The organism is Collinsella sp. AF02-46-1, from assembly GCF_003465825.1.
Taxonomy (GTDB): Bacteria; Actinomycetota; Coriobacteriia; order Coriobacteriales; family Coriobacteriaceae; genus Collinsella.
The window spans coordinates 20,152-37,366 of record NZ_QSBV01000013.1; the positions used below are offsets into that span (position 1 = coordinate 20,152).

Here is a 17,215-nt window from a genome sequence, read left to right on the forward strand (position 1 = left end):
AAATATGCGAAGCATTAAGCCTTCAGGCTCAGGCCCATGGACTCAAGCTTGTCCTTCACTTCCTCGATCGACTTAACACCGAAGTTACGGATGTTGAGCAGATCGTTCTCCGAGAACTCAACGAGCTGACGGACCGAGTGAATGCTGGCGCGCTTAAGGCAGTTGTAGGAACGGACGGAAAGGTCCAGATCCTCGATCTGCTTGTCCAGCTCGGCGTTGTCGTTGGTGACCTCGGGAGCGAAGATCGAAGCCTCCTCCTCGACCTCGGGGGTCTCGGCAAGGTTCATAAAGGCGGCCATATGCTGGTTGATGATATTGGCAGCCTGGACCACGGCGTCGCGCGGGGCGATGGAGCCGTTGGTCTCGATCTCGAGGACAAGGCGGTCGTAGTCGGTGTGCTGACCGACACGGCAAGCCTCAACGAGCTTGGCGCAACGGGAAACCGGCGAGTACAGCGAGTCGACGTGGATCACACCGATGGGATCGTTGTCGCGCTTGTTGGCCTCGCCAGAAACATAGCCGCGGCCATAGCCGATGCGCATGCTCATGGTGAGATGGCCACCCTCGGTGAGCGTAGCGATGTGCTGCTCGGGGTTGACCAGCTCAAACTCGGACGGAATAAAGAAGTCCGCACCGGTGACCTCGCAGGGGCCGTCAACCGAGATGGTGGCGGTCGCCTCGTCGGTCGTGCCGAGAGCCCTGAAGACAAGACCCTTGACATTCAGGACGATGTCGGTGACATCCTCGACCATGTTAGGGATGGTCATGAACTCGTGCTGCGCACCATCGATCTGAATAGCCTCGACGGCGGCACCCTCGAGCGAGGACAGAAGAACGCGACGAAGGGAGTTACCCAGCGTATCGCCGTAACCACGCTCGAGCGGCTCGACGGAGACACGAGCAGACGTCTCGTTGATCTCTTCGACCTGAACCTGAGGCCTAATGAATTCTGACATGTATTACCTCCAGCCTCAGCAGCCCGGATGGACTACTTAGAGTAGAGCTCGACGATGAGCTGCTCGTTGATATCACCGCTGATCTGCTCACGCGTCGGCAGAGCGAGCACGTTACCAGACAGCTTCTCGATATCGACCTCGAGCCAGCCAGGGACCTCAAAGCGCTCGGAGGAAATCAGGGCCTCCTTGATGGGGAGGAGGTCACGGAACTTCTCGCCGACAGCGACGACGTCGCCGGCCTTGACGCGGTAGGACGGGATGTCCACGCGCTTGCCGTTCACGGTGAAGTGACCGTGACGGACGGACTGACGAGCCTCTTTGCGGGTACGGGCGAAGCCAAGACGGAAGACGACGTTGTCGAGGCGAGACTCAAGGATGATCATGAGGTTCTCACCGGTGACGCCGTTCATCTTGCGGGCCTTGTTGAAGTAGCCGTGGAACTGCTTCTCCAGAACGCCATAGATGAACTTGACCTTCTGCTTCTCGCGCAGCTGCATGCCGTACTCAGATTCCTTGCGACGGCGCTTGGGCTGACGGATAGATTCCTTCTTGCTGCTGTAACCGAGCTCAGCGGGATCGATCCCGAGCTGACGGCAGCGCTTAAGAACAGGAGTCCTGTCGATTGCCATATTGATACGATCCTTTCAGTTACACGCGGCGACGCTTCTTGGGGCGGCAGCCGTTGTGCGGAATGGGGGTCTTGTCCTGGATGCTCGAGACCTCGAGGCCAGCAGCCTGGAGGGAGCGGATGGCGGTCTCACGACCGGAGCCGGGGCCCTTGACGAAGACGGAAACCTTCTTCATGCCGTGCTCCATGGCCTGCTTGGCAGCAGCCTCGGCAGCCATCTGGGCAGCGAACGGCGTGGACTTACGGGAGCCCTTGAAGCCCACCTGGCCAGCCGACTTCCAGGAAATGACGTTGCCCTGGGGATCGGTGATCGAAACGATCGTGTTGTTGAACGTAGAACGAATGTGAGCCTGGCCCACGGAAATGTTCTTACGGTCCGCGCGCTTCAGACGGGCAGCGCGAACGTTCTTCTTAGCAGTAGCCATCTATCTAGCGCTCCTTATTTCTTCTTCTTAGCACCGATCTGACGCTTCGGGCCCTTGCGGGTACGAGCGTTAGTGTGGGTGCGCTGGCCGCGGACCGGGAGGCCCTTGCGGTGACGAAGGCCGCGGTTGCAGCCGATGTCCATAAGGCGCTTGACGTTCTGGTTGCGCTCACGGCGGAGGTCGCCCTCAACCATGATCTGGTTCTTATCGATATAATCGCGGATGGCGTTAACCTCATCCTCGGTGAGGTCCTTAACGCGCGTATCCACGTTAACGTTGCACTCGACGCAGATCTTCGTCGCAGTGGTGCGGCCGATGCCGTAAATGTAGGTCAGACCGATCTCAACGCGCTTCTCACGCGGGAGGTCGACACCATTAATACGGGCCAACGTAGTCTCCTCTCTTAACCCTGACGCTGCTTATGACGGGGGTTCTCGCAAATAACGAGGACCTTGCCATGGCGCCTAATGATTTTGCACTTATCGCACATCTTCTTGACCGAAGGACGTACCTTCATCGTTCTTCCTTTCGGTAGCGCTCAAACTACTTCCCTACTATCTACTCGCCCAGCCGCAGGCGTTTAAAACTATGGCTGGTCTTCACACACAATCCGACCGTAGGTTGAGCTAAGCCTGCAGTCGGAAATGGAGTGCGTGTATGCGTGCCGCTATTTGTAGCGATAGGTGATGCGGCCGCGGGTCAGGTCGTACGGGGAAAGCTCCACGACAACCCTGTCACCGGGGAGAATACGGATGTAATTCATTCGGATCTTGCCAGAAATGTTGCACAGAACCGAATGACCGTTCTCGAGCTCGACCTTAAACATGGCGTTGGGCAGCGGTTCCTTTACCGTACCCTCGAGCTCAATTGCGTCTTCCTTCTTCACAAGCAATCATCTTTCTCTAGAAAACGACAGCGATTGAGTATTCTACAACACGTATGCACGCATCGTAATAACTTCGTAATGGCTCCACAACTAAATGAAACTTGTTACATTTCTCCGCCTTGGAGCGAACACCAAGCACCTTGCGCGTCGGTGGTGAGAATCACCGGACCGTCATTGGTAATGGCGACGGTGTTCTCGTAGTGCGCGGCGGGCAGGTGGTCGTTGGTCGTAACAATCCAACCGTCGGAGCCCGTGCTCACATGGTTGGAACCCATCGTAACCATCGGCTCGATGGCAATGACCATGCCAGCCTGGAGGCGAACGCCCCTCCCCTTCTTTCCATAGTTAGGAACGTTGGGGTCCTCGTGCATCACGCGGCCAATGCCATGGCCCACATAGTCGCGAAGCACGCCGTAACCGTGAGACTCAGCGAGGGACTGAACGGCATAACCGACGTCCCCGATATGGTTACCGGGAACAGCCTGCTCGATGGCAGCCTTAAGGCAATCGCGCGTAACCTCGCACAGGGCCTTGGCCTCGGGCGTGGGTGTGCCGACAAAAAACGTCCAAGCGTTATCGCCGACCCAACCGTCGACAACGGCTCCCGTATCGATGGAAATGATATCGCCATCGCGCAGGATCATGTCGGGGTTGGGAATGCCGTGGACCACGGCATCGTTAATCGATGCGCAAATGGTACCGGGAAACCCGCCGTAACCCTTAAAGGCCGGGGTGCCGCCATGCATACGGATAATCTGCTCCGCGAGCTGATCGAGCTCAAAGGTCGAAACACCAGGGCGCACCATGGCTCCAACGTGGCGGAGCGCCATCTTAGATAGCGCTCCTGCCTTCTTCATCTGCTCGATTTGCGTTGCAGACTTAATCTTGATCATAGACCGAGAGCCTCTTTGACATCCCCGTACACGGTCTCGCGAGCCTGGTCACCGTTGACCGACTTGAGCAGACCCTGGCCACGATAGTAGTCGACGAGCGGGCTCGTGGACTTCTCGTAGACGTCGAGACGGTTCTTGATGGTCTCGGGCTTGTCGTCGTCGCGCTGATACATCTCGCCACCGCACTTGGGACAGGTAGCATCGGCAGCAGTGCCGGTGTAACCGCAGGCGCGGCAGGTGCGACGCGAAGACAGACGATCGATAATGACCTCGGGGGCCACATCGACCAGAAGGGCGCAATCGATCTCGCGACCCATGGCGGAGAGCTCGGAATCGAGCGTCACAGCCTGGGCGGTGTTGCGCGGGAAGCCGTCGAGAATGAAGCCCTGCTGGGCGTCATCGGCGGCAAGGCGCTCCTTGACAAGGTCGATCACGAGCTGGTCGGGAACGAGCTCGCCAGCGTCCATGTACTTCTTAGCCTGAATACCAAGCTCGGTGCCGCCCTTGACGGCAGCACGCAGCAGGTCGCCCGTGGAAATGTGGGCGACGCCAAACTCGGCGACGAGCTCCTGTGCGACGGTGCCCTTACCGGCACCCGGAGCTCCGAGCAATACGAGGTTCATGAGCAATCCTCCTCTAGCCTATTTAAAGAATCCATCGTAATCATACATCTTGATCTGGCCTTCGAGCTTATCGACCGTGTCGAGCACGACGCCGACCATGATGAGGATGGACGTGCCGCCAAATGCCTGGATCAGATGGTTACCCGTGAAGGAGAAGATGATCGAAGGCACGATGGCGATGAGCGCCAAAAAGACAGCGCTGGGAAGCGTAATCTTGTTGAGCGCGTTCTTGATGTAGGCCGCGGTAGCCCTACCCGGACGCACGCCCGGAATAAAGCCGCCCTGCTTCTTAAGGTTATCGGCCGTGTCATCGGGGTTGAACACCATGGAGGTGTAGAAGTACGCGAAGAACACGATGAGGACAACGTTAAGCACCCAGTTGAGCCAACCGGTCGAAAGCGCAGAGGCAACTGCCTGAATCCAGCCGATGCCGGGGAAGAACACGGCAATCTGAGCCGGGAAGTACAGCAGCGCCGAAGCGAAGATGATCGGCACGACACCCGCGGTGTTGACCTTGATGGGCAGGTAGGTGGTCTGGCCACCCATCATGCGACGGCCCACGACGCGTTTGGCGTAAGAGACCGGGATGCGGCGCTGGCCGCGCTCAAGGAAAACAATCAGCGGGATAACCAGCAGGATGATGGCGCAGATGATCACCATGGTGATGATGCCACCGGCATTGCCCTCGGTGCTGGAGAAGATCGCCTGCGGCAGACCGGCCATGATGTTCGCAAAGATGATCAGCGACATGCCATTGCCGATACCGCGCTGGGTGATGAGCTCACCAATCCACATGATCAGCATAGCGCCTGCGGTGAGCGTACCGACGATCATGAGGTCGAAGATGATCTCGGGAGCGCCGGCGCCATTGAAGCTGATGCCGAAGCTCTTAAAGAGGAAGAGGTAACCCACGGAGTTGAGGATTGCCAGAGCCAGGGTGAGGTAACGCGAATACTGCGTAATCTTGGTCTGACCGACCTCGCCCTCGCGGGCAAGCTCATGCAGGGAAGGCACGACGGCCTGGAGCATCTGGAGGATGATCGAGCTGGTGATGTAAGGCATGATGCCCAGCGAAAACACCGACACATAGCTCAACGCGCCGCCAGAGAAAAGATTCAGGAGGGCCATAGCACCTGCGGCGACCGAATTGTTATCGGTCGAGAAAAGGCCCAGCATCCCCTGGAAGGGAATGCCGGGCACAGGAACGTGCGCACCAATGCGGTACACGACGAGCATAGCTATGGTAAAAAGAATCTTTTCGCGCAATTCTTTGATGCGGAAAGCATTCTTAAGACCATTTAGCACGGCAGCTCGACCTTTCCGCCAGCGGCCTCGATCTTGGCCTGCGCAGAAGCGCTGACCTTGTCGACCTTGACCGTGAACTTCTTGGTGAGCTCACCATTGCCGAGCACCTTGACGGGCTCGAACTCGCTCTTGGTGATGCGAGCGGCCTTAAGAGCGGCACCGTCGATTACAGCGCCGTCCTCGAACTTACGCTCGAGACGCTCAACGTTAACAGCGGTGTACTCGATACGACGGGGGTTGCGGAAGCCCGGAAGCTTGGGCAGGCGCATAGCCAGCGGAGTCTGGCCACCCTCGAAGCCGGCACCCTTGGTGCCACCAGAGCGGGAACCCTGGCCCTTCTGGCCGCGGCCAGAAGTGGTGCCGTGACCCGAAGAATTGCCACGGCCGACGCGCTTACGGTTCTTGGTGGAACCGGGCGCGGGAGTAAGATCGTGAAGCTGCATTTGCTACTCCTCTACAATCTCGACAAGGTGCTTGACCTTGAAGATCATGCCGCGGACGGACTCGTTGTCAGCAATCTCGCGAACCTCGCGGATCCTGTGGAGACCGAGGGCACGGACAGTACGGACCTGGTCCTGCTTGCAACCGTTGGTGCTGCGGACCTGCTTGATCTTGATGGTGTCAGCCATGCTTAGTTCTCCTTACCGACGAACATCTCGGAGACCGTCAGGCCACGGCGAGCCGCGACGTCCTCAGGGCTGGAGAGCTCCTTGAGGCCCTCGACGGCAGCCTTGATGATGTTGAGGCCGTTGTCGGTACCGAGGGACTTGGACAGGACGTTCTTGATGCCAGCAAGCTCAAAGAGGGGACGCACAGCGCCGCCGGCGATAACGCCGGTACCCTCGACAGCGGGCTTGATGATGATGCGGCCGGCACCAAAGTGGCCGAGAACCTCGTGCGGGATGGTGCCCTGCTCGGTCACCGGCACGTGGAACATGTTCTTCTTGGCATCGAGAGACGCCTTGGAGATGGCCAGGGGCACCTCAGCGGACTTGCCCATGCCAACGCCGACGTTACCCTTGCCGTCGCCAACGACGACGAGAGCGACGAGGCTCATGCGACGACCACCCTTGACGGTCTTCGACACGCGGTTGATGTAAACGACGCGCTCCTCGAACTCGGAGGCCTCGCGCTGCTGCTTCTGATTACGAGCCATGTGCTACATACCTCCTAGAACTCGAGACCGGCGGCACGAGCACCGTCGGCGAGGGCCTTGACGCGGCCATGGTAGATACGGCCACCGCGATCGAAGGCGACCTTGGTGATGCCGGCCTCGATGGCGCGCTTGCCAACGAGCTGACCGACCTTCTCCGCAGCCTCCTTGTTCGAGGTGTGGGTGCCCTTGAACTCGGCCTCGAGGGTCGAGGCAGAGACGAGCGTCAGGCTGGAGCCCTTGCTGTCGTCGATGATCTGGGCATAGATGTTGGCGTTAGTACGGGTCACGCGAAGACGCGGACGCTCGGAGGTACCCGAGACCTTGCCGCGAACACGACGCTGACGACGCTTGAGGCCTTCCAGCTTCGCCTTATGCTTGTTCATACGTAAACTCCTAAAAAGGTTGATCTTGCCAGCACCTGACGGGGTGCTGGTCTTATGCGAGTGAGTCGGTTACGACTACTTGGCGGCCTTACCCAGCTTGCGGCGGATGTGCTCGCCAACGTAGTGGATACCCTTGCCCTTGTAAGGCTCGGGAGGACGATGGCCGCGGATCTCAGCGGCGATCTGACCGACCTGCTGCTTGTTGATACCCTTGACGTTCACGTGGGTGTTGTCGGGAACCTCGAAGGTGATGCCCTCGGGAGCCTCGACGATCACGGGGTGCGAGAAGCCCAGGGAGAACTCGAGGTTCTTGCCCTTCTGCTGCACGCGGTAACCGACGCCGGCGAGCTCGAGCTTCTTCTCGAAGCCCTCGGAAACGCCAACAACCATGTTGTGGATGAGGGCGCGGGTGAGGCCGTGGCGGGCACGGGTCTCACGCTCGTCGTCGGGACGGGAAACGGTGAGGACGTTGTCCTCGACGTTGATAGCGAGCTTCTCAAAGACATCGAGCTCGAGCTGGCCCTTGGGGCCCTTGACGACAACGTTGTTGCCGTTGACTGCCACTTCGACTCCGGCGGGAATCTGGACAGGCTTATTACCGATACGAGACACGGTGATCTCCTTTCCTTCTACCTACCGAGCGAATTACCAGACGTAAGCGATGATCTCGCCGCCGACGTTGTGCTTGCGAGCATCGCGGTCGGTCATGACGCCATGGCTGGTGGAAATGATGGCGGTACCAAGGCCACCGCGGACGCGGGGCATGTCGGCAACGCCGGTGTACTTACGCAGGCCCGGCTTGGAAATGCGGCGGATGCCGTTGATGACCTTAGCCTTCTTGGGACCATACTTAAGCGTGATGTGCAGAGTCTTCTGGGGAACGGTGTCCTCGACATCGTAGCCCTCGATGTAGCCCTCCTCGTGCAGAACACGAGCGATCTCGACGAGCTTCTTGCTGCTCGGCATGGAGACCGTGGCCTTGTTCACAGAGTTAGCGTTACGGATGCGCGTAAGCATATCTGCGATCGGGTCTGTAAGGTTCATACAGATTCTCCTTCGTTCTTGATGAACACGTGCTCTTGGTTCTTCGCCGCCCTTAACGGCAAAGCCTTTTTAGCGCGTTTTCCCTGTTCCAAACTGATGCTTGAAACGCTGGTAGTGACTTACCAGCTGGCCTTCTTAACGCCGGGAAGCTCGCCCTTGAGTGCAAGCTCGCGGAAGCAGACACGGCACAGGCCGAACTTGCGGTACACAGAGTGCGGACGGCCGCAGCGCTGGCAGCGCGTGTACTCACGAGTAGAGAACTTCTGCTTGCGATTGCACTTGACGATCATCGATGTCTTAGCCACTTATATCCTCCTCACATAGAGTATTGTTCGCCCCAAGCGCCGCCCCCTTGTGGGAACGGCGCTCATAGGGCAGGTGAACCTATTTCTTGAACGGGAAACCGAAGGCGTCCAGAAGGGCCTTGGCCTCCTCATCGGTGTTGGCGGTGGTCACGAAAGTGATGTCCATACCACGCTGGTGATCGACGGAGTCGAAGTCGATCTCGGGGAAGATGAGCTGCTCGGTGACGCCCATGGAGAAGTTACCACGGCCGTCGAAGCTCTTGGCGGAGATGCCGCGGAAGTCGCGGATACGGGGGATCGCGACGGAGGTCAGACGATCGAAGAACTCCCACATACGGTCGCCACGCAGGGTAACCTTGCAGCCGATCGGCATACCAGCGCGCAGGCGGAAGGTAGCGATGGACTTGCGGGCACGGGTGATCATCGGCTGCTGGCCGGTGATGGCGCGCAGGTCGCGCACGGCACCGTCGATGGCCTTGGAATCGGTAGCGGCCTCGCCGACACCCATGTTCACGACGATCTTCTCAAACTTGGGGATCATCATGACGTTCTCGTACTGGAACTTGTCCTGAAGCTGCTGCTTGACCTCGTTGTTGTACTTGGTCTTCAGACGCGGCACATACTTCTCTTCTGCCATTGTTCACTCCTTCTTGGGGTTTTAAGCACGGGGCGTGGCCACGATGGGTTGTCCTCGTGCCTCCTGGCTGCATCCGCGCCGCTCATGGCATTTTGCGGTTTGGACTCGACGCAGCAGGAGCCGACAAAACAATCGGTACTATACGCGCATCGGGAGAGTATTTCCAGAAAAACCTCGTCTGCCTGCACAACTCCACAACTCCCCCGCACAAATTGGTCTCAACAAGCAGTTGCGGTGAAATAGGGACTGTTTGGCGGCCTAACAGGCTTAAACAATCCGTATTTCAACGCAACTCATATATGGGGCGTTATTTTTGGCGAGGCAGGACCAGGTTGAGGACGACGGCAACAAGTGCGGCGACGGCAATGGAGGATCCGCCAAAGACGGTGCCGACCCATGCGGGGAATCCAGCGCCAGCAAGCGCGCCGGCCGTGCGCTCAATGCCCGTGCCAAAGGCGATAGAGAGACCCATGAGCGTGGTATCGCGCTGAGACAGGCCGTGACGGGCAAACATGACAACGCCGTTCATGCCGATGGTCGCGAACACGCCGATCGTGGCGCCGCCGATTACCGGCTGCGGAATGGACGTGAGCACTGCCGCACACTTGGGTAGCAGACCCGCGATGAGCAAGATGGCGGCGGCAAGCGTAAAGACCATACGGTTGACGACCTTGTTCTCGGCGATAATGCCCACGTTCTGGCCAAAGGTTGCCGTGGGGACGCCGCCAAAAAAGCCCGACAGCATACCGACCAGGCCGTTGGCGATCAGGCCACCCGAGATCTGGCTATCGGTCGCAGGGGTATCGAGCGCAGCGGACGAGACAGCGGCAAACTCACCCATAACCTGCACGGCGTTGACAATGGCGACGACGCCCACGACGGCGCACGCGGCCGGGTCGAACACCAGGCGATGGGCGCCCAGGGCCGGCGGGGCGAACCAGCTGGCAGTCGCGATGGCCGAGAAATCGACCATGCCCAACACCGCAGCCAAAACAAAGCCCGCGCAGATACCAGCCAGGATGCTGCCCAGCCTAAGCGCGCCCTTGCCGTAGTTGCCGGCCATAAAGGTAACGACGAACGTCACGAGTGCGACGGCCCAGTTGGTGACACTGCCAAAATCGGCCGCGCCCTCCCCGCCCGCCATGGAGGCAACTGCCACTGGGCATAGCGACAGGCCAATGACAAAGATAACGGTGCCAAGCACCGGGGCCGGAAACAGAAAACTCACGCGCCTAAACAGTAGGCCGAAGAGCGCGACGAGCGCGCCGCCGATTACCTGGGCGCCCAGTACGGCCTCAAAACCAAGCTCAAGACCGACTGCCTTGAGCGCCGGCACGAAGGTAAAGCTCGCACCCATCACAATGGGCAGGCCCGAACCGACGACACCTTTTATGGGAAACTGTTGAAGGAAAATGTCAAGCGCCGAGAGGACGAGCGACGCCTGGATGACAGCGGCTTCCTCTTGAGGGGTAAAGCCACAGACCGACGCGATAATGATGGCGGGCGTGACGATACCCGCGAATGCCGCCAGCACATGCTGCAGTGCATGGGGTAATACCTGCACAAACGAAACTTTTCCCGTACGCTCGAACAGGGCATCCCCTGCTGCCGACTCTGCCATTTGCGCCTCCCATACCCTAGGCAGCGGCCCCATACCGCTCAACGGTCGGACATTATAGGGCATATGGCACAGGTAGCATTTTGACCCGCATGCGGCAGAGGGCTGGGGCAGCTCATTTGGGATGCGACTAGCGCTTGCGGGGGACGAGTTTGGTGCGGCGCAGGTGGATCATCTCGGCGGCGATGGAGATGGCGATTTCCTCGGGGTCCTCGGCCTCGATGGCGACTCCGATCGGCAGGTGCAGCTCGTTGATTTGCTCCTGCGTAAAGCCCTCCTGCTCCAGGCGGGCGCGCACAAAGGCAGTCTTGCGGCGCGAGCCCAAGCAGCCCAGATAGGCGGGCTTGGCGCGCATGGCCTGAATCACCACGTCGATATCGGACTTGTGACCCGCCGTGGCGACGACCACCAGGTCGCGCGGGCCGATAGGGCACTGCTTGCTCAGGTTCTTGTAGTCGACCAAACGACGGTCGTAGACACCGGGCACCCATTCGGGGGTCAGCGTGCCGGGACGGTCGTCGCAAGCCACGACGGCAAAGCCCGCCGCCGTGAGCACCCGCGCCGTCGCAGCGCCCACGTGGCCGCAGCCAAAGATATAGGTCAGGCCCTCGGGGCAGAGCGTCTCGATGTGCGCCGTGGGAATCTCGGAGGCGGCGTTGGTGTAGGTGACCTTACTCCCCTCCTCCACCAGCGAAAGCCCGGGGCAGCCCGCAATGGTGCGGCGCGATTCCTCGCCATGGTACTCGGCCACATCGCCCTCGAGCACGCTCGCGATAAACGGCTCAAAGTCGATGACGAAGTCGCCGATGCGCCGATAGGCCAAGATGTCGGCAACCGACTGGAACAACGGCGCCTGCGATACATCCAGGCGCAGATAGCACAGGCAGATGGCTCCGCCGCAGATCATGCCGGTATCGGAGTTCTCGCCGCCCATAGTGTAGCGGACCAGACGCGACTGTCCCGCGCTCAGGAGCTCGCGCGCCTCATCCAGCGCAAAGAGCTCAATCTTGCCGCCGCCGATAGTGCCCGCCTGGCTGCCATCGGCAAAGACGGCCATCCAGGCGCCCACACCGCGCGGGGACGACCCCGCCGTACCGGCCACGACCACCAGCTCGCACGTCTCGCCAGCACGCAGGGCGGCAAGCGCCGCATTCACAACATCGAGCTTTTCCATTGCCGCCTTCTATCCTCTAAAGACATCGGTGAGCATAGCGAGTGCCTCGAGCACGCCGCCGCCGACCGACGTCGCTTTGTCCGAAATGTAGTTGATATAGCTGGCATCGCCGCGCGGGTCGACATCGGCGCATTTAAAGCCCTCAGTCACCTGCACGCCGTTCGCCAAAAGCCCGCGCAGACAGCCATCGATCTGCGTGCACATGGGCGTATCGCCCGCGTAGCCAATCACGTCTCCGGCGCTCACGATGTCGCCGATTGCGCGGTCGGACCGAAACACGCCGGCGGTGGGGCTGTGGATAACACGTTCCTTGCCATAGCCGGCGATAATGCCCGGCACGCCCGTGTTGGGCTGGGGCGAACCTTGGGTAATGACACGGCCGAGAAAATGCCCGCGCATGGTCTCGACCACGGCGTCGCAGTCAACCGGCGCGGTAAAGCCCGGCCCCACAGCGATGACGGCAGGCGCCATGTCGCGCGTGGTGCCCAAGTTGCGCTTAGCCAAAATCGCGTCGACCACAGCCGCGGGTTTCAGCTCGCCGAGCATCTTGGCCTGAGGGTCCACCACAACGGCGACGTCTCCAGCCTCGGTAATCTCAAGCGCCTCAGCCGGCGTCCGTGCCAAGCGAGCGCGAATGCCTTCGACCTCGACCTCGCCCAGGCGAATGGCCTCGCAAAAACAGATTGTGCGGCGGATGCACGTGGGAACCGCGATATCGGCCATAACGACCGAAACGCCGGCGCGCACCAAGCGAGCGGCGACGCCCGTGGCGATATCGCCGGCGCCGCGAACATAAACGAGCATTCCCGGGGCACCTCCCTGTGCTACGGTTTGAGCAGAGCAAAAGCGGTTCGGCCGCTACTCTGATGATTATTTATTATCACAGTATTATACGGCGGTGAACAGATGGAAACGGTTAGCGGCAATCTTGCCTCCGCGCTCAGGATCGAGTCGGGCATTACCGCGATTATCGGCAGTGGCGGCAAGTCGACGCTGCTGAAGACGCTGGGTCTCGAGCTCATGCGCGCTGGCGGCCGCGTGCTCCTCTGTACCACCACGCACATGTTTCCCGTCGCCGGCGTGTCATGGGATGGGTCGAGCCGTCGCCTGGACGCCGCGCCTTGGAAGCCGGGGACCCTACATGTTCCCGGCTGCACCTGCGAGGCATGCGCGGGACTTGTCCGCGGAAGTATCTGCCAGGCGGGTGTTTTGAACCCGGAGACAGGCAAGCTCTCCGCCCCCGCTGAGCCGATCGACCAGCTGGCGCAGCGCTTTGACTATGTGTTGGCCGAGGCAGATGGCAGCAAGCGACTCCCGCTCAAGGCGCATGCCGCCTGGGAGCCGGTAATTCCCGCCGCCACGGCAAACGTTGTCTGGGTCGTCGGCGCCTCGGGGCTGGGCAGGCCCGTCGCCGAGGTTGTCCACCGCCCCGAGCTCTTCTGCGAGCGCTGCGGCTGCGAGCCTACCGACATCGCCACGCCCGAGCGCGTCGCCCAGGTGCTCAATGCCGAGATGCAGGCGCTGGGACTCAGCACCGCACGCGTCATGCTCAACCAAGCCGACACGCTTGCCGACCCAACAATGGCAGATCGCTTCGAGGCAGCCCTCAACCGCCCCCTCATCGCCACCAGCCTCCAGGGGTAGCAAATTTGGGACGGGGCTCTTTTTGCTACCCCGTCCCGAAAAATCATCTCCCAAATTAGCTACCCCGGCGGTCTTCCTGTTAGCGGGGCACGTAGCGGCCGGGTTGGGCTCCGGTGGGCTCGCCGTCGCGTGCCGCCAGCACGCCGTTCACAAACACGGCCTTGGCGCGGCCATGTGCCCCAAAGCCCTCGAGCGGCGTGTAGTCCACGGCCTGATGCTGCGTCGCGGCGCTGATCGTCCAACGCGCGCACGGATCCCACACGCACACGTCGGCATCGGCGCCCTCGGCAAGACAGCCCTTGCGCGGATACATGCCAAAAACGCGCGCCGGATTCTCGCTCATCAAGCGGCACAGATCCTCGGGACCCAGCTGTCCCTCAAAGCTCGTAGCGATCGCGACGGGGCGATGCTCCACGCCGGGCCCGCCGTTGGGAATCGCGCGGAAGTCGTCGCGCCCGCGGTCCTTTTGCCCGTGCAGGTTAAAGCTGCAGTGGTCGGTGGCGATAGTATCGATCTCGCCGGCCACAAGCGCCTCGCGCAGGGCTGCACGGTCGCCGGCATGGCGCAGCGGCGGGCTCATCACATACTTGGCGCCCGCAAAGCCGTCCTCGCCCTGCTCCAGATAGCAGGTGTCGTCGAGCATCAGATACTGAGGGCATGTCTCGACATAGATGTTCTTCTGCCCGCGCGCTTTGGCAGCGCGAATGGCCTCGAGCCCCAGCTTGGTCGAAAGGTGCACCACGTTGACCGGAGCGTCCCCGGCCAAGTGCGCCAGATACAGCAGGCGGCTCACGGCCTCGGCCTCACACACGTCCGGACGGCTGAGCGCATGGCCCTCGGGCCCGTGGATACCCTGCTCAAACACGCGCTTCTGCAGCGCGTTGACCAACGTGCCGTTCTCGCAATGCACGCACAGGATACCGCCCACGCGCTTGAGCTCCTCCAGCACCTCGAGCGTCTCGGCATCGTCCAGGCGCAGATGGTCGTAGGCAAAGTAGGTCTTAAACGACGACACGCCCGCCTCGCGCATGGCCGAAAGATCGGCGCGGTTGCGCTCATTCCACTCGGCAAGCGCCATATGGAAGGCATAGTTGGCGGTGCAGGTGCCGTCGGCGCGATGACGCCACTCGACCAAGGCATCGGGCATGGTCACGCCGCGATCGGCCGTCGCGTAGTCCACAATGGTCGTCGTGCCGCCGCAGGCAGCCGCGCGCGTGCCGGTCTCAAAGCTATCGGCTGTCCAATCCATGCCGGTCCAGCACTGCATGTGCGTGTGCCCATCGATAAAGCCCGGGAACACCCAGCAGCCCGCAGCATCCTCGACGGTATCGCCCTCGGCCGGCTCAATCGCCGCGGCAATCCGCACGATCTTATCGCCATCCATGGCAAGATCGGCGCGGCGAAGCCCCTGGGGCGTCACGAGTGCGCCGTTTTTGATGATGATCATAATTGCTCCTTATTGATTGATGCAGTTGGCCACGCGATCAAAATACGAGCAGGCGGCGATATGCTCCGTTATGCGTCGCTGTCCCTTGACGGTATCGACGTCCCACAGCTCGTAGGCACGCGCCTCGACCAGCACCACGTCGACGCGGCCTTTGAGGATCGAACCGCCGCCGTCCTTACCCTCAAGACACATAAGTGCATCGAACAGTTCCGCCGGAAAGAGCACCGGGCTCGAAGGCTCACCGTTGCACGCAAGACGCACCGGATGCTTGCGGCCACGCTCGTCAAATGCACGAACCATAGCCTCAAAAGAATCCGAACTCACGAGCGGCTGGTCGCCCGGCAAAAAGAGGCAACCTTTCCAGTTACGTTCGACTCCCCACGAAAGGCCCGCACGGACGCTTTCGCTGCGCAGCTCGCCATCGTGCAGCACGCACGGGCAATGCTTGTCATCACAAATCTGAGCGACCTCGGGCCAACGCGTCGAAACCACAACGTCAAAGCCCCGGGGAACCGAATCAATGGTCCGGGCAATCAGCGGCTCGCCATAGATATCGGCGAGCATCTTGTTAGAGCCAAATCGCTTGCCCTCGCCCGAAGCCATAATGACGCAACCAAGTTTCATGGCGATACCTCCCCTGAAACCATCGTACCCATAACTCGCGTCGCGGGGCATCTACATCGAAAGCGCTTATCCCGCACGCCCACGATGCAAAAAGGGGCACCCCGCCGGTTGGCAGAGCGCCCCCTTTACATGGCTTACCTCAACCCAGCTTTAGGCCTGGAACCAACGGGCGGTGTTGCGCTCGTCGAGGGCCTTGAGGGTAGCGGCGGGATCGGCAACCTTCTGCAGGAACATCATGGCTGCGATGGCGTACGGCTTGTAGCTGGCCTCCTTGTACATGCCCACGCGGTGCATGTCGAAGACGTCGGCGTTGACCTCGCCGTGCTCGCAAGAGACACCGGAGATGTCGGCAGGCAGCGGATGCATAAAGATGGTGTCCTGGCCGTTGGCGGTCTTCTCCATGAGCTCGGTCGTGGAGCACCAATCCTGATGCGTGGCGTTCTGAGCGAGCAGCTCCTTCTCGAGTGCAGCGATGCCGGCGTCGTCGCCCTCGGCGTACAGGTTGGTGCGCTTCTCCATGGCGGCAAACGGAGCCCAGCTCTTCGGGATCACGATGTCGGCGCCCTCGAAGGCCTCGGCCATGGTGTTGACCTGCTTAAAGGTGGTGCCGGACTCGGCGGCATAACCCTTGGCGCGCTCGACGACCTCGGGCATGAGGTCGTAGCCCTCGGGGTGGGCCAGGGTGACGTCCATGCCAAAACGGGGCAGCAGGCTGATCAGCGACTGCGGGCAGGACAGCGGCTTGCCGTAAGAGGGCGAGTAGGCCCAGGTGACGGCAACCTTCTTGCCCTTGAGGTTCTCAAGACCGCCAAACTCGTTGATGAGGTAGAGCATGTCGGCAGAGGACTGCGTGGGGTGATCGGAGTCGGACTGCAGGGAGATGAGCGTGGGACGGTGATCCAGAACGCCGTCCTCGTAGGCCTGCTGGACAGACTCGGAGACCTCGGCCATGTAGGCGTCGCCCTTGCCGATGTACATGTCGTCACGGATGCCGATGACGTCGGCCATGAAGGAGATCATGGTAGCGGTCTCGCGGACGGTCTCGCCGTGAGCGATCTGGGACTTCTTCTCGTCCAGGTCCTGCAGCTCAAGACCGAGCAGGTTGGCTGCCTTAGAGAAGGAGAAGCGCGTACGGGTGGAGTTGTCACGGAACAGGGAGACGGCCAGACCCGAATCGAAGATCTTGGACGAAACGTTGTTCTCGCGCAGCTCGCGCAGGGCGTCGGCGACGATGTAGAGCGCCTTGAGCTCATCGGTGGTCTTATCCCAGGTGTGCAGGAAGTCGCTGCCGTACATGCCCTTAAAATCGAGGCCGTTCAGCTGCTCGACGAGCTCGGTAAACTTGGCGTCCATGTAAATATCCTTTCCAAAGATGAAACGATTGCAATGAGTAGATGTGCTCCGGCATGCGCGTGTGGCTAGAACATGCAGAGCACTATGACGAGGACCCGCTACCGTTGAGGAAGC

At 60.7% G+C, this 17,215-nt stretch carries 24 protein-coding genes; 1 reads left to right on the forward strand and 23 read right to left on the reverse strand.

What is annotated here, in order from left to right; genetic code table 11:
* Positions 1-14: 14 nt before the first annotated feature.
* From DWV20_RS06545 to yqeB, 20 genes are all read right to left on the reverse strand, one after another.
* Positions 15-956: a DNA-directed RNA polymerase subunit alpha gene (locus tag DWV20_RS06545; RefSeq protein ID WP_006235276.1), complete on the reverse strand. Its 942-nt coding sequence runs from the start codon at positions 954-956 to the stop codon at positions 15-17.
* Positions 957-988: 32 nt separating this feature from the next.
* Entirely contained in the window at positions 989-1,585 is a 597-nt protein-coding gene (rpsD, locus tag DWV20_RS06550) for a 30S ribosomal protein S4 (RefSeq protein WP_006235275.1), read from the reverse strand.
* Between the two features lie 19 nt (positions 1,586-1,604).
* Positions 1,605-2,009: a 30S ribosomal protein S11 gene (gene rpsK, locus DWV20_RS06555; protein WP_006235274.1), complete on the reverse strand. Its 405-nt coding sequence runs from the start codon at positions 2,007-2,009 to the stop codon at positions 1,605-1,607.
* Between the two features lie 14 nt (positions 2,010-2,023).
* Positions 2,024-2,398, reverse strand: a complete 375-nt coding sequence (gene rpsM / locus DWV20_RS06560) for a 30S ribosomal protein S13 (RefSeq protein WP_022094275.1) — start codon at positions 2,396-2,398, stop codon at positions 2,024-2,026.
* A 14-nt stretch (positions 2,399-2,412) separates the two neighbouring features.
* Complete coding sequence (gene rpmJ, locus DWV20_RS06565; RefSeq protein ID WP_006363204.1) at positions 2,413-2,526, reverse strand: 50S ribosomal protein L36; 114 nt, start codon at positions 2,524-2,526, stop codon at positions 2,413-2,415.
* A 150-nt stretch (positions 2,527-2,676) separates the two neighbouring features.
* The gene (gene infA / locus DWV20_RS06570; protein WP_035137443.1) at positions 2,677-2,895 is read right to left on the reverse strand and encodes a translation initiation factor IF-1; all 219 of its coding nucleotides are present in this window, start codon (positions 2,893-2,895) and stop codon (positions 2,677-2,679) included.
* A 104-nt stretch (positions 2,896-2,999) separates the two neighbouring features.
* Positions 3,000-3,788, reverse strand: a complete 789-nt coding sequence (map, locus tag DWV20_RS06575) for a type I methionyl aminopeptidase (protein ID WP_006235270.1) — start codon at positions 3,786-3,788, stop codon at positions 3,000-3,002.
* Positions 3,785-4,411: an adenylate kinase gene (locus tag DWV20_RS06580; RefSeq protein ID WP_006235269.1), complete on the reverse strand. Its 627-nt coding sequence runs from the start codon at positions 4,409-4,411 to the stop codon at positions 3,785-3,787. Before DWV20_RS06580 ends, map begins: the two co-directional genes overlap by 4 nt.
* 18 nt (positions 4,412-4,429) lie before the next feature.
* Positions 4,430-5,716, reverse strand: coding sequence for a preprotein translocase subunit SecY (secY, locus tag DWV20_RS06585; protein WP_035137447.1), 1,287 nt, complete (start codon positions 5,714-5,716; stop codon positions 4,430-4,432).
* The gene (gene rplO, locus DWV20_RS06590; protein WP_006235267.1) at positions 5,710-6,159 is read right to left on the reverse strand and encodes a 50S ribosomal protein L15; all 450 of its coding nucleotides are present in this window, start codon (positions 6,157-6,159) and stop codon (positions 5,710-5,712) included. The genes secY and rplO overlap by 7 nt, the downstream gene beginning before the upstream one ends.
* A gap of 3 nt (positions 6,160-6,162) precedes the next feature.
* Positions 6,163-6,345 (reverse strand): 50S ribosomal protein L30, encoded by a 183-nt coding sequence (gene rpmD, locus DWV20_RS06595; RefSeq protein ID WP_006235266.1) that lies wholly within the window; start codon positions 6,343-6,345, stop codon positions 6,163-6,165.
* A 2-nt stretch (positions 6,346-6,347) separates the two neighbouring features.
* Positions 6,348-6,872, reverse strand: a complete 525-nt coding sequence (gene rpsE, locus DWV20_RS06600) for a 30S ribosomal protein S5 (protein ID WP_055252236.1) — start codon at positions 6,870-6,872, stop codon at positions 6,348-6,350.
* Between the two features lie 14 nt (positions 6,873-6,886).
* A complete protein-coding gene (rplR, locus tag DWV20_RS06605) occupies positions 6,887-7,255 on the reverse strand; it encodes a 50S ribosomal protein L18 (RefSeq protein WP_006235264.1) in 369 nt (122 codons plus the stop codon).
* Between the two features lie 75 nt (positions 7,256-7,330).
* On the reverse strand, positions 7,331-7,867 hold the full coding sequence (rplF, locus tag DWV20_RS06610; protein WP_006235263.1) for a 50S ribosomal protein L6: 537 nt from the start codon (positions 7,865-7,867) through the stop codon (positions 7,331-7,333).
* 33 nt (positions 7,868-7,900) lie between these two features.
* Positions 7,901-8,299: a 30S ribosomal protein S8 gene (gene rpsH / locus DWV20_RS06615; RefSeq protein WP_006235262.1), complete on the reverse strand. Its 399-nt coding sequence runs from the start codon at positions 8,297-8,299 to the stop codon at positions 7,901-7,903.
* 119 nt (positions 8,300-8,418) lie between these two features.
* Positions 8,419-8,604, reverse strand: a complete 186-nt coding sequence (locus DWV20_RS06620) for a type Z 30S ribosomal protein S14 (RefSeq protein ID WP_022094280.1) — start codon at positions 8,602-8,604, stop codon at positions 8,419-8,421.
* 79 nt (positions 8,605-8,683) lie between these two features.
* On the reverse strand, positions 8,684-9,241 hold the full coding sequence (gene rplE / locus DWV20_RS06625) for a 50S ribosomal protein L5 (RefSeq protein WP_006235260.1): 558 nt from the start codon (positions 9,239-9,241) through the stop codon (positions 8,684-8,686).
* Between the two features lie 307 nt (positions 9,242-9,548).
* Positions 9,549-10,862: a uracil-xanthine permease family protein gene (locus DWV20_RS06630; protein WP_158566334.1), complete on the reverse strand. Its 1,314-nt coding sequence runs from the start codon at positions 10,860-10,862 to the stop codon at positions 9,549-9,551.
* A gap of 127 nt (positions 10,863-10,989) precedes the next feature.
* Positions 10,990-12,033, reverse strand: a complete 1,044-nt coding sequence (locus tag DWV20_RS06635) for an XdhC family protein (RefSeq protein WP_118256639.1) — start codon at positions 12,031-12,033, stop codon at positions 10,990-10,992.
* Between the two features lie 9 nt (positions 12,034-12,042).
* Complete coding sequence (gene yqeB / locus DWV20_RS06640; RefSeq protein ID WP_118256640.1) at positions 12,043-12,837, reverse strand: selenium-dependent molybdenum cofactor biosynthesis protein YqeB; 795 nt, start codon at positions 12,835-12,837, stop codon at positions 12,043-12,045.
* Positions 12,838-12,939: 102 nt separating this feature from the next.
* On the opposite strand from yqeB, the gene yqeC reads away from it, so the two are divergent.
* Entirely contained in the window at positions 12,940-13,677 is a 738-nt protein-coding gene (yqeC, locus tag DWV20_RS06645) for a selenium cofactor biosynthesis protein YqeC (protein ID WP_118256641.1), read from the forward strand.
* Between the two features lie 79 nt (positions 13,678-13,756).
* Here the strand turns inward: yqeC and hydA are convergent, their stop codons facing one another.
* From hydA to ygeW, 3 genes are all read right to left on the reverse strand, one after another.
* On the reverse strand, positions 13,757-15,124 hold the full coding sequence (gene hydA, locus DWV20_RS06650; protein WP_117786812.1) for a dihydropyrimidinase: 1,368 nt from the start codon (positions 15,122-15,124) through the stop codon (positions 13,757-13,759).
* A gap of 9 nt (positions 15,125-15,133) precedes the next feature.
* Positions 15,134-15,748 (reverse strand): nucleotidyltransferase family protein, encoded by a 615-nt coding sequence (locus DWV20_RS06655; protein WP_158566336.1) that lies wholly within the window; start codon positions 15,746-15,748, stop codon positions 15,134-15,136.
* Positions 15,749-15,898: 150 nt separating this feature from the next.
* Positions 15,899-17,101, reverse strand: coding sequence for a knotted carbamoyltransferase YgeW (ygeW, locus tag DWV20_RS06660; RefSeq protein WP_055252229.1), 1,203 nt, complete (start codon positions 17,099-17,101; stop codon positions 15,899-15,901).
* Positions 17,102-17,215 lie beyond the last annotated feature (114 nt).

What these genes read in the sequence shown, in the direction of transcription:
- DWV20_RS06545 (WP_006235276.1), bottom strand. Translation starts at nt 956, where the DNA reads ATGTCAGAATTCATTAGGCCTCAGGTTCAGGTCGAAGAGATCAACGAG.
- rpsD (WP_006235275.1), bottom strand. Translation starts at nt 1,585, where the DNA reads ATGGCAATCGACAGGACTCCTGTTCTTAAGCGCTGCCGTCAGCTCGGG.
- rpsK (WP_006235274.1), bottom strand. Translation starts at nt 2,009, where the DNA reads ATGGCTACTGCTAAGAAGAACGTTCGCGCTGCCCGTCTGAAGCGCGCG.
- rpmJ (WP_006363204.1), bottom strand. Translation starts at nt 2,526, where the DNA reads ATGAAGGTACGTCCTTCGGTCAAGAAGATGTGCGATAAGTGCAAAATC.
- map (WP_006235270.1), bottom strand. Translation starts at nt 3,788, where the DNA reads ATGATCAAGATTAAGTCTGCAACGCAAATCGAGCAGATGAAGAAGGCA.
- DWV20_RS06580 (WP_006235269.1), bottom strand. Translation starts at nt 4,411, where the DNA reads ATGAACCTCGTATTGCTCGGAGCTCCGGGTGCCGGTAAGGGCACCGTC.
- rplO (WP_006235267.1), bottom strand. Translation starts at nt 6,159, where the DNA reads ATGCAGCTTCACGATCTTACTCCCGCGCCCGGTTCCACCAAGAACCGT.
- rpmD (WP_006235266.1), bottom strand. Translation starts at nt 6,345, where the DNA reads ATGGCTGACACCATCAAGATCAAGCAGGTCCGCAGCACCAACGGTTGC.
- rpsE (WP_055252236.1), bottom strand. Translation starts at nt 6,872, where the DNA reads ATGGCTCGTAATCAGAAGCAGCAGCGCGAGGCCTCCGAGTTCGAGGAG.
- rplR (WP_006235264.1), bottom strand. Translation starts at nt 7,255, where the DNA reads ATGAACAAGCATAAGGCGAAGCTGGAAGGCCTCAAGCGTCGTCAGCGT.
- rpsH (WP_006235262.1), bottom strand. Translation starts at nt 8,299, where the DNA reads ATGAACCTTACAGACCCGATCGCAGATATGCTTACGCGCATCCGTAAC.
- rplE (WP_006235260.1), bottom strand. Translation starts at nt 9,241, where the DNA reads ATGGCAGAAGAGAAGTATGTGCCGCGTCTGAAGACCAAGTACAACAAC.
- DWV20_RS06630 (WP_158566334.1), bottom strand. Translation starts at nt 10,862, where the DNA reads ATGGCAGAGTCGGCAGCAGGGGATGCCCTGTTCGAGCGTACGGGAAAA.
- DWV20_RS06635 (WP_118256639.1), bottom strand. Translation starts at nt 12,033, where the DNA reads ATGGAAAAGCTCGATGTTGTGAATGCGGCGCTTGCCGCCCTGCGTGCT.
- yqeB (WP_118256640.1), bottom strand. Translation starts at nt 12,837, where the DNA reads ATGCTCGTTTATGTTCGCGGCGCCGGCGATATCGCCACGGGCGTCGCC.
- yqeC (WP_118256641.1), top strand. Translation starts at nt 12,940, where the DNA reads ATGGAAACGGTTAGCGGCAATCTTGCCTCCGCGCTCAGGATCGAGTCG.
- hydA (WP_117786812.1), bottom strand. Translation starts at nt 15,124, where the DNA reads ATGATCATCATCAAAAACGGCGCACTCGTGACGCCCCAGGGGCTTCGC.
- DWV20_RS06655 (WP_158566336.1), bottom strand. Translation starts at nt 15,748, where the DNA reads ATGAAACTTGGTTGCGTCATTATGGCTTCGGGCGAGGGCAAGCGATTT.
- ygeW (WP_055252229.1), bottom strand. Translation starts at nt 17,101, where the DNA reads ATGGACGCCAAGTTTACCGAGCTCGTCGAGCAGCTGAACGGCCTCGAT.